Annotated in this window: 8 protein-coding genes and 1 pseudogene; 2 read left to right on the forward strand and 7 right to left on the reverse strand. The window is 62.1% G+C overall.

The features are described from left to right. Positions 1 to 851: PTS sugar transporter subunit IIA (locus tag L9Z73_RS20365; RefSeq protein ID WP_247404648.1), on the reverse strand; the 851-nt coding region annotated here is incomplete at its 3' end. 295 nt (positions 852 to 1,146) lie between these two features. Between L9Z73_RS20365 and cra the strand changes: the two genes are divergently transcribed. Both cra and L9Z73_RS20375 read left to right on the forward strand, forming a co-directional pair. Continuing rightward, positions 1,147 to 2,142 carry a catabolite repressor/activator gene (gene cra, locus L9Z73_RS20370; RefSeq protein WP_247404650.1) on the forward strand — a complete coding sequence of 332 codons (996 nt, stop codon included), beginning with the start codon at positions 1,147 to 1,149 and terminating at the stop codon, positions 2,140 to 2,142. A 2-nt stretch (positions 2,143 to 2,144) separates the two neighbouring features. Further along, positions 2,145 to 2,921 (forward strand): TatD family hydrolase, encoded by a 777-nt coding sequence (locus L9Z73_RS20375; RefSeq protein ID WP_247404653.1) that lies wholly within the window; start codon positions 2,145 to 2,147, stop codon positions 2,919 to 2,921. On the opposite strand, the gene L9Z73_RS20380 is transcribed toward L9Z73_RS20375, so the two are convergent. The 6 genes and pseudogenes from L9Z73_RS20380 to L9Z73_RS20400 form a co-directional block, all read right to left on the reverse strand. After that, a complete protein-coding gene (locus tag L9Z73_RS20380) occupies positions 2,868 to 3,296 on the reverse strand; it encodes a hypothetical protein (protein ID WP_247404656.1) in 429 nt (142 codons plus the stop codon). The genes L9Z73_RS20375 and L9Z73_RS20380 overlap by 54 nt on opposite strands. A 126-nt stretch (positions 3,297 to 3,422) precedes the next feature. Next, positions 3,423 to 4,136 (reverse strand): methyl-accepting chemotaxis protein, encoded by a 714-nt coding sequence (locus L9Z73_RS31580; RefSeq protein WP_373423778.1) that lies wholly within the window; start codon positions 4,134 to 4,136, stop codon positions 3,423 to 3,425. A 144-nt stretch (positions 4,137 to 4,280) separates the two neighbouring features. After that, positions 4,281 to 5,420: pseudogene (locus L9Z73_RS31585) on the reverse strand (HAMP domain-containing protein); the annotation flags it as partial. A 196-nt stretch (positions 5,421 to 5,616) separates the two neighbouring features. Further along, entirely contained in the window at positions 5,617 to 6,453 is an 837-nt protein-coding gene (gene ampE, locus L9Z73_RS20390) for a regulatory signaling modulator protein AmpE (RefSeq protein ID WP_247404662.1), read from the reverse strand. Further along, complete coding sequence (gene ampD, locus L9Z73_RS20395; protein WP_247404665.1) at positions 6,450 to 7,013, reverse strand: 1,6-anhydro-N-acetylmuramyl-L-alanine amidase AmpD; 564 nt, start codon at positions 7,011 to 7,013, stop codon at positions 6,450 to 6,452. The genes ampE and ampD overlap by 4 nt, the downstream gene beginning before the upstream one ends. Before the next feature lie 61 nt (positions 7,014 to 7,074). Beyond that, positions 7,075 to 8,401: DUF1631 family protein (locus L9Z73_RS20400; protein ID WP_247404669.1), on the reverse strand; the 1,327-nt coding region annotated here is incomplete at its 5' end.

An 8,401-nucleotide genomic window follows, 5' to 3' on the forward strand; every position in this document is an offset into this window, starting at 1 on the left:
CTGGGCCAGTCGGGCGGCAACTCGCCGCCCAACACTTCAAGCACCGCGCGGCTGCTGGTGGCGCGGCCCAGTTCCTGGCCACGCCCTTCAATCAACAGCGCACACAGGCGTTCCAGCAAGGTCTGGTGCGCTTCGCCGAGGCTGGCCAGGCAGAACAGGCCGTTGAGCGGCTGGCCGAGGTAACGCATGGGTTTGTCCGGGGTGACAAACGCCAGCCCCGGACGCTTGACGGTCTGCTCGCTGTGCAGCCACCACAGGCCATCGCCCAGGGGCAGCGCGTCGACCTGCTGCAACACGGCAGCAAAGCCATTGCTCACACAATCGGCCTGGCGTAGCAGGCGTGCGCCGCGCCACACCAGTTCTTCAAAATCATCGGCGGACACACCGAGCCCAATCATTTGCGCGTCCAGCGCCAATTCCTGCGGCGCGCCCTGCAGCAGTTTCAGCAAGGCCTCGGCGGTGGCTGCGCGGCGCAGCGCCTGGCCCAGGTCGGTTTCACCGAGGGCGCGGGTCAACAGTTGCAGCAGGCGCAGGTGCTCATCGGATTTGGCGGCAATACCGATCGCCAGGTAGACGATCTGGCCATCGCCCCAGTCCACCCCTTCGGGGAACTGCAGCAGGCGCACGCCGGTGGAAAACACCTGGTCGCGGGTTTCGGGCGTACCGTGGGGGATCGCAATACCTTGGCCGAGAAAGGTCGAGCCTTGGGCTTCACGGCCTTGCAAGCCGCTGAGATAACCCTCGGCGACCAGGCCGTCGGCCACCAGTTTGTCAGCGAGCAGGTGCAAGGCAGCAGATTTATCCACAGCCGTCTGGCCCATGGATATCTGCTCTATGGTGAGCTCAAGCATGCCGTTCTCCTAGTTAGTGCGGCAGGCGCACTAGGTATTGTTTTGAATAAATCAGTCTAAAGTCGTTCACGCATAAACTGACTGAGCAGTCGGTTGGCAGTAATCACTCAGTGGCGAACATCGCAAAAATACGCTTGCTGAAACGTTTAATCTAGAATGCATGGCAGATTACGCGTTAATTGCGCATCCTTGAAGACCCTCTCGGCACCTGAGCTGAGACATTGGTCGTCTGCAGTAATCGGTTACGATTGGACAAACTGTCGGGGCAAGCTCTAAAAAACAAGGAAATCCCGGTTTGAAACTCAGTGATATCGCCCGTCTCGCCGGTGTGTCCGTGACCACCGCCAGCTATGTCATCAATGGCAAAGCCGAACAGCAACGCATCAGCAGCGCAACCGTCGAGCGTGTGCGTGCGGTGGTCCAAGCCCATGGCTTCACCCCCAACCCTCAGGCTGCCGGGCTGCGCAGTCGGCATACGCGCACCTTGGGTTTCATCCTGCCGGACCTGGAAAACCCCAGTTACGCACGGATTGCCAAGTTGTTGGAACAGGGCGCGCGCGCGCGTGGCTATCAATTGCTGATCGCCAGCTCCGACGACGACGCCAATAGCGAGCGCCAGTTGCTGCAGCTGTTCCGTGCCCGACGCTGCGACGCGCTGTTCGTTGCCAGTTGCCTGCCGGCCAGCGATGACAGTTATCGCGAGCTGCAAGCCAAGGGTTTGCCGGTCATCGCCATCGACCGCGAGATGGACCCCGCGCAGTTCTGCTCGGTGGTCAGCGACGACCGCCAGGCCTGCCAGCAACTGACCAGCAGCCTGCTGCAACCGTTGCCCAAGCAGATCGCGCTGATCGGTGCGCGGCCTGAGCTGAGCATCAGCCAGGCGCGCGCCGCCGGTTTCCGTGAAGCGCTGCAAGGGTTTGGCGGTGAAGTGATCGTTGAACACGGCGAAGCGTTCAGCCGCGACTGCGGCCGGCAACTGATGGAGCAATTGCTGCAGCGCCTGGGGCATTTGCCTGACGCGCTGGTGACCACGTCCTACGTGCTGCTGCAAGGCGTGTTCGACGCACTGCATGACTTCCCGCTCAAGTCGCGGCCGCTGCGCCTGGGCACGTTCGGTGATACCCAGTTGCTGGATTTCCTGCCGCTGCCGGTCAATGCCATGGCCCAGCAACATCAACTGATCGCCGACACCGCGCTGCGCCTGGCCCTCGCCGCAATTGAAGAGCAGCATTATCAACCCGGCGTAAACGCCATCGGCCGAACCTTCAAGCAGCGTATTCACGAGGTGTGAGCGTGGAGCTGATCGACACCCACACCCACCTGGACTTCCCGGACTTCGACAACGACCGCCGGCAAGTCCTCGCGCACAGCCGCCAACTCGGCGTGCAGCGCATGGTGGTGTTGGGGGTGTATCAGCAAAATTGGCAACGGCTGTGGGATCTGGTGCAAGACGATGAAGGCTTGTTCGCAGCCTTCGGCCTGCACCCGGTGTACCTCGACGAGCATCGCCCCGCCGACCTGACGGCCCTGGGCGACTGGCTGACCCGCCTGCGGGGCCACCGGCAATTGTGCGCGGTGGGCGAGATCGGCCTGGATTACTTCCTCGAACACCTCGACCGCGAACGCCAGCAGCAACTGTTCGAAGCCCAACTCAAGCTGGCCGTGGATTTCCAACTGCCGGCCCTGCTGCACGTGCGCCGCAGTCATGCCGCCGTGATCGCCACCCTCAAGCGCATCCGCCTGCCACGGGGCGGCATCATCCATGCCTTCGCCGGCAGCCGCGAAGAAGCGCGTGAGTACATCAAGCTGGGTTTCAAGTTGGGCCTGGGTGGCGCCGCTACCTGGCCGCAAGCGCTGCGCATGCACAAAGTCCTCGCGCAATTGCCTCTGGAGGCCGTGGTGCTGGAAACCGATGCGCCGGACATGGCGCCCGTCATGCACCCCGGCCAGCGCAACAGCCCGGAACACCTGCCCGAGATCTGCGCCGCGTTGGCCGAGCGCATGGGCCTCAGCCCGTTATCGCTGGCGCAGGCGAGCACACGCAATGCGTGCGAGCTGTTCAATTGGTAGCGCGCTGACGGCCTGCAGGTTCAGGGTCATGCGTTGCCGATGACGGGCATAGCGCAACACCAGGAAATGAATCAGCACCGCCACCAGCGAAAGGTTGAGCTGCTCGATCATACTGAGCAAACCCACCCACTCTGCCACCAGTGCCATCAGCAAGGTCGCGCAGGTCAGGATGATCATGCTCGGGCGAACCAGCGCCCACTGGTCCAGGGCGCGAAATTGACGCAATTGTTTGCGACAACGCAACTGCAGGCCCGACTGGCAATACGTGCACTCAAAAGGCTCGTCGATGGCAATCGCGTTCAATTGCCAAGGCTTGAGTTCAAACGTCATGTCACATCGGGCGCAGTGCCCTCTGATGCCGAATACAGCGATCATCGTCGCGCCTCCTTGGGACTGTGACCAGATGAAACAAATTTTCCCCCATTCACGCCGCGAGAAAAGATGCGCTGCAAAATCAAGACAAACGCCACAACAGTAAAAGACTAATCCTACGATTAAGGCCTACACCCGAAACGCGCCGATCAGTTGCTTCAGCTCGATCACCTGCTGCGACAACTGCCGGCTGGCCGCTTCGGTCTGGTGCGCGCCGTCGGCCGCATGTTCGCCGGCGCGGTTGATTTCGACGATGTTGCGATCGATATCGTGGGCGACAGCGGTTTGCTGCTCCACGGCGGCGGCAATCTGCTGGTTCTGATCCACGATCATGCCAACGGCACCAAGAATATTCTCCAGGGCCTGCTGGACCTTTTCCGACTGGCCCACCGTGCCTTCAGCCATGGCATGGCTGGTGCCCATGGCCTTGACCGCCGCGCCCACACCGCTGTGCAGTCGGCTGATCATCTGCTCGATCTCTTCGGTGGAGTGCTGGGTGCGCCGGGCCAACGTGCGCACTTCATCGGCCACCACCGCAAAACCACGGCCCTGCTCCCCGGCGCGGGCCGCTTCGATCGCGGCGTTGAGCGCCAGCAGGTTGGTTTGCTCGGCGATGCTCTTGATCACTTCCAGCACGCTGCTGATGGATTGGCTGTCGGTGGCCAGTTGATTGATCACCCGTACCGACTCGTCGATCTCCGACGCCAACCGCGCAATGCTGCCTTGCTGGGACTGCACCAGGCCACGGCCGCTAACGGTTTCATCGTTGACGCTATGCGCGCTGCTGACCGCCGCCGCCGCGCTGCGCGCCACTTCCTGGGCGGTGGAGGACATCTGGTTCATGGCCGTCGCCACCTGTTCGATCTGGCTGCGCTGCCCGGATACCGCCTGGTTACTGCGGGCCGAGACCGTCTCGACCTGGCCGGCCTGCAATTCGACCTGGCTGACGGTGTGCCCGACGCGCTCGATCAGGTCGTGGATCTTGGCCACGGTGCCATTGAACACTTGGCCCAGGTCGCCCAACTCGTCGCGGCTTTGGGCGACAAACGTGACCGTCATATCGCCCGCCGCCACCTTGTCCATCATCGCCCCCAGGCGCCGCAACGTCGTGCGCGTCGAGGCATAGAAACCGGCGTACAGATAAAAGATCAGCAAAAACACCGCCGCCAGGGCCGACACCAGCACCAGCATGTGCGTGCGGTTTTGCGTCAGCCGTTGTTCCAACTGCTGTCCGAGAAAACCCAGGGTCGCCTCATTGAGCTGGTAGGTCTGGGCCATCATCTGACTCACGTCTTCGTAGAAGCGCTGCCACGGTGCGTCGAGGGTCTCGGCCATCACCACCTGCTCTTCAAACAGTTCACTGCCTTGCTTGAGGCTCGCGTTGCTGGCCTTGGCCAGGCTGTCGAGCGCCGCGTGGGCAGGTTTGCTGGAACCCAGGGCGTCCTGCAGCTTCAAGCCGTATTCGGCCTGGAGTTTTTCCAACTGCTGCAACAGCTCGTCGAAACGCGTGCTGGAGGACGAGTTGAGAAAACCCTGGCCGAGGGAGTACGCGCCCATTGCGCGCCCTTCGCCCAACGTCTGGGTGACCTGCGGGGTGACGCTGGTGATCAGCTCGCTGAGCTGGCGTAGATCGCTCTGCGGGTCGCGGCTCAAGCCGGATTGGCTGGCGATGATCTGGCTGAGCATCTGCGCTTTGTTCAGCAACTTGCCGATCAGCGCACTTTTGCTCAGCAGCGACGACTCCTGTTGCTGGGCCTTGAAGGCGGCGACCAGCTCGTCGCGCTTGGCGTCGAACGCGGCGACTTGTTCGGGGTCGGTCGCCATCGCGCGCAGGCCTTGCAGGCGCGCCAGCACGCTCTGCTCCAAGGTATTGATGCTGCCTTCCAGATCGCCCGCCTTGCCGGCTTGGCCGAGGGTCGCGTTGATCTGCACCTGGTTGTTGAGGGTTTCCAGGTCACGGCGCAAGGCCAGGCTGCTGCCGAGCAAATCCAGGCTTTGCAGTTCGATGCGAGTGCCCTGGAACTCACGCCAGGAGTCGCGCACCAGGAAATAGTTGGTGGCCAGCATCGGCAGCAGGAACAACACGCTGATCAAACTGAACTTCATGCCGAAGCTCAGGCGGTTCATCAGCGCGACGGCGGGATAGAGCAAGCTCTTCACAGGTGAACTCCCTTCCTATTATTTTTATTTGAGGCGCAGGGCGGCGGCAGATAGCCACTATTTGGCGCTCTGCTTGTATAGCTCAAATCGAAAGGGAGTTTTGTAACGTAAAGTTAACGAGCTGTGGGAGCAGGCTTGCTCCCACAGGGATTGACTGTCACCGCTAGGGCAACACGGTCCAGATGGCGAAACCGGCATACCACAGCACCGCCGCGCGCAGCAGCAGTTCCCACAGGCGATCCAGGCTGTTGATGCCGTCGGCACCCACCATCGGTGGCGGGATTTCAGCGGCCACCAAGCCGACTTTGTCCACCAGTTGCGCGGCACTGATGTCCCAGCTCAACAACTCGTGGAGCATCACACGGCTGACCGCGACAAAGTTGCCCACCAAGGCAAAACTGGCCGCCAGCAAGCGCACCGGCAACCAGTCAAAGGCATGCCGCAGTTGCCCGGCACGCTCGACCACCAGGGGGTTCTGGCTGTGTTCACTGGCCAACGCTAGCAGGCGATAGGCCAGGGCCGCGACCGGGCCCAACAGGAAATACCAGAAAATCACCGCAAAAAAACTCTGGTAGGCTTGCCACAAGAGATGCCCCTGAACACGCTCGAGCAATTGCTCGCCACTGTCGGCACCGACCTTCAGGTCACGCTCGGCCACATGCTCGGCGGCTTGCAGGTCGCCGCGCCGCCAGGCATCGCGGAATGGGCCGAGCCCCGCCAGCAGATCACCGCGCCCCAGGCTGTAGATCAGCACCAGCAGGTGTACCGGCAGTGCCAATAGGCCGTATGCCACGGGTTCCAGCACCAGCAGCAACAAAGCCAGCACGGCCACCGGCAGCAACACCAGCAGCGCCAGAATCAACCAGGGCTGTTTGCCGAGGCGCGGGCTCGATTCCAATCTGGCCAGTTCGCGCAGCCATCCGCCGTCGCGCTGCAATTTTTGGCGCAAGGCCGAGAACTTCTCGATCCAGACCGCCAGCACCAATACCAGGAAACTCATTGTGCGTGTCCTCCATCCTGCAGGGCGCTGCGAAAGCGCACCCAATCAAAAGCGGGCCCGGGATCGGTCTTGCGCCCCGGGGCGATATCGCTGTGACCACAAATGCGCTGACGGGTGATGCCCGGGTAAGTCGCCAGCAACTGACGTGTCAGATCGATCAGTGACGCATATTGGGCATCGGTAAACGGCAGGTCATCCGTGCCTTCCAGCTCGATCCCCAGGGAAAAGTCATTGCACGTTTCGCGCCCCTCGAAGCTGGAAACCCCGGCGTGCCAGGCGCGGTCGAGGCAGGACACAAACTGCGTCACCACTCCGTCGCGCTCAATCAGAAAATGCGCTGACACGCGTAGGTCAGCAATCCCTTCATAGTAAGGATGTTCCGTGACATCCAGGCGATTCTGGAAAAATTCCTGCACCTTGCCGGTGGCGAACTGCGCCGGCGGCAGGCTGATGTTATGCACCACCAACAGCGAAACTTCGCCTGCGGGTCGCTCGTTGAAGTTGGGCGAAGGGCAATGACGAACACCCTGGCACCAACCGCTGACGGGGTCCAACTGCATACCGGTTCCTTGAGTGTGACCAATTGTGACCAGTATGCCGCGTTCAGCCCTGTGGTTGCGATCACTTGCCGCGATTGAATTGACTCAGGTTACCCGTCACCGTCGCCAGCGCACGCTCGAACAGCGGGGCATCGTCCAGGATACGCAGCGCGCCACGCTTGAACGCCAGGGCCAGTTGGCCGGCGCTGTGCTCAAGCACCTTGAGCCCGGTGCGGTTGACGAAAACATAGCGATCGATCGGCGCCATGATCGTGTTCAGTTTGCAGCGCAGGGTGGTTTGCGCGGGTTCCTCTAACTCCAGCCAAACGCCGATGCGCAATTGGCGCGCTTTGAGCAGGTCCGGATCATCCGCCGCCAGGTCTTGCGCAGCATCGGGCAAGCCAGGGGCAAATACGAAGGGCTCACGCACCTCGATCAACGTCTGCGTACCTTCGAGCGCCTGAACATGCAGGGCCTGCAGCCGAACAAAGAACTCACGGGTGCTGAAGGGATCGAACGCCACGCGGGTCAAACCGTTGCGCAACGCCTTGAGCAAACCCGGCAACTGCGCCAGCAAATGCCGCCTGGCCTCGGTGTCGTCGCGCAGGCTCACGCTCCAGATCAACTCGTCGAGGGTGCGCAGCTCGGTCTGCCACTGCACCGATTGCTCGCCGTGCTTGAGACTGGCCAGCAACAACACCTGGCTCCAGGCCTGCTGCACAAACTGCACCACCGCCCGTGGCAGGACCTTGCCCAGCAAGCGCCGGTTCAGCACGTCGGCCACGCGCTGACGGGCAGCGTCGGTACGCAGGCGTGCCGCCTCAGCGTCGCGGGTGTGCTGTTCGAGCAACGCACTGCGCCGGCGCTCGTCAGCGGTAAACGCGGAGAATTCCGACAGCAGTTCGGAAAAAATCGCCGGGTCTTCGGCAAAGTCATTCAGCAGACGCTGCACCACCTGCTCGATACGCAGGTACAAGCCGTCACGCAGGTAATCTTCACCCGGGCTCCAACCGACGACGGCGCTGCCGATTTCGTTGAGCAGCCGCCGCGCCGGATGGCCGGCACGGCTGAAAAGGCTCTTGTCCAGCACCGCCAGTTTCAGCACCGGGATCTGCAGGCGGGCGATCAAGGCCTTGAAGGCGTGCGGGACGGCGTGGTCATGGAGGATAAATTCGAACAACAGCGCGACCAGATTGATCACGTCTTCGTCGCACGCTTCCACGATTCTGGATTTGCCGCTCTTGACGCTGACACGCGTCAGCAGTTGCTTTAGTTGGTTGCGCAGATCGAAGTCATCCTCGACGTCCGGCTCCGGCACGTATTGCTGCAAATGGGACAGCAGGCGCAGCAGATCGCGGGTGGCGATGGGCTGGGGCTCGGCGCTGGCCTCCAGGGTGGGCGCTACGCTG

Source organism: Pseudomonas emilianonis (assembly GCF_023072625.1).
In the GTDB taxonomy this organism is placed as follows: Bacteria; Pseudomonadota; Gammaproteobacteria; order Pseudomonadales; family Pseudomonadaceae; genus Aquipseudomonas; species Aquipseudomonas paraveronii.